Source organism: Streptomyces sp. MUM 2J (genome assembly GCF_022414535.1).
In the GTDB taxonomy this organism is placed as follows: Bacteria; Actinomycetota; Actinomycetes; order Streptomycetales; family Streptomycetaceae; genus Streptomyces.
Genome location: NZ_JADWYM010000106.1, coordinates 1 through 1,356 on the forward strand (window position 1 = coordinate 1; position 1,356 = coordinate 1,356).

Sequence of the window (1,356 nt, forward strand, 5' to 3'; positions counted from 1 at the left end):
GCTCACGGGTGACGCCGATGTGTCGGCCGGTGTGGTGGGTGGGGTGGTCGCGGTGGATGAGCCGTTGGCGATCGTGGGGATGGCCTGCCGGTTCCCGGGTGGTGTGGGGGGTCCGGAGGACCTGTGGCGGCTGGTGGCCGAGGGTCGGGATGTGGTCGGGGGTTTCCCGGCGGATCGTGGTTGGGATCTGGAGGGGTTGTTCGATCCGGATCCGGAGCATGTGGGGACGTCGTATGCCCGTGAGGGTGGTTTCCTGCGGGGGGCGGCGGGGTTCGATGCGGAGTTCTTCGGGATCAGTCCGCGTGAGGCGTTGGCGATGGATCCGCAGCAGCGGTTGCTGTTGGAGACGGCGTGGGAGGCGTTGGAGCACGCCCGCATCAACCCGCACAGCCTGCAGGGCAGCCGCACCGGCGTGTTCACCGGCGTCATGTACAACGACTACGCCACCGGCCTCGGCCAAGGCGAGTCCACGACCGAGGGCATCGACGGCTACCTGCTGACCGGCCGCTCGACCAGCGTGGCCTCGGGTCGGTTGGCGTACGTGTTCGGGTTCGAGGGCCCGGCGGTGAGTGTGGACACGGCGTGTTCGTCGTCGTTGGTCGCGTTGCATCTGGCGGGTCAGGCGTTGCGGCTGGGTGAGTGCGACCTGGCGCTGGCGGGTGGGGTGACGGTGATGTCGACGCCGTCGACGTTCGTGGAGTTCAGCCGCCAGCGCGGACTCTCCCCCGACGGCCGTTGCCGTGCTTTTTCCGCCGATGCGGACGGCACCGGGTGGGCCGAGGGTGTGGGTCTGCTGGTGGTGGAACGGTTGTCGGACGCGATACGCCGGGGTCACCGTGTGTGGGCGGTCGTGCGGGGCAGTGCGGTGAACCAGGACGGAGCGTCCAACGGGTTGACGGCGCCGAACGGTCCGTCGCAGCAGCGGGTGATCCGCCAGGCGTGGGCCAGTGCCGGTGTGAGCGGCACGGACATCGACGTGGTCGAGGCGCACGGGACCGGTACCCGGCTGGGCGACCCGATCGAGGCGCAGGCTGTTCTGAACACCTACGGTGCCGAGCATGATCCGGGTCGGCCGTTGTGGCTGGGGTCTTTGAAGTCCAACGTCGGCCATGCTCAGGCCGCGGCCGGTGTGGGTGGTGTGATCAAGATGGTGATGGCGCTGCATCACGAGACGCTGCCTCGCACCCTGCACGTCGGTGAACCCACTCCGCACGTCGACTGGGGCGAGGGGGCGGTCCGGTTGCTGACCGAACCGGTTGCCTGGCCCGCAGGCCCTGAGCGGGCGCGGCGGGCGGCGGTGTCGTCGTTCGGGATCAGCGGCACCAACGCCCACGTCATCCTCGAAGAAGCACCCGC

At 69.5% G+C, this 1,356-nt stretch carries 1 protein-coding gene; it reads left to right on the forward strand.

Going from position 1 to position 1,356, the window contains the following annotated elements; all coding sequences use genetic code 11:
- A partial coding sequence (locus I3F54_RS31820; protein ID WP_275677183.1) for a type I polyketide synthase occupies window positions 1–1,356 on the forward strand: 1,356 nt, incomplete at both ends.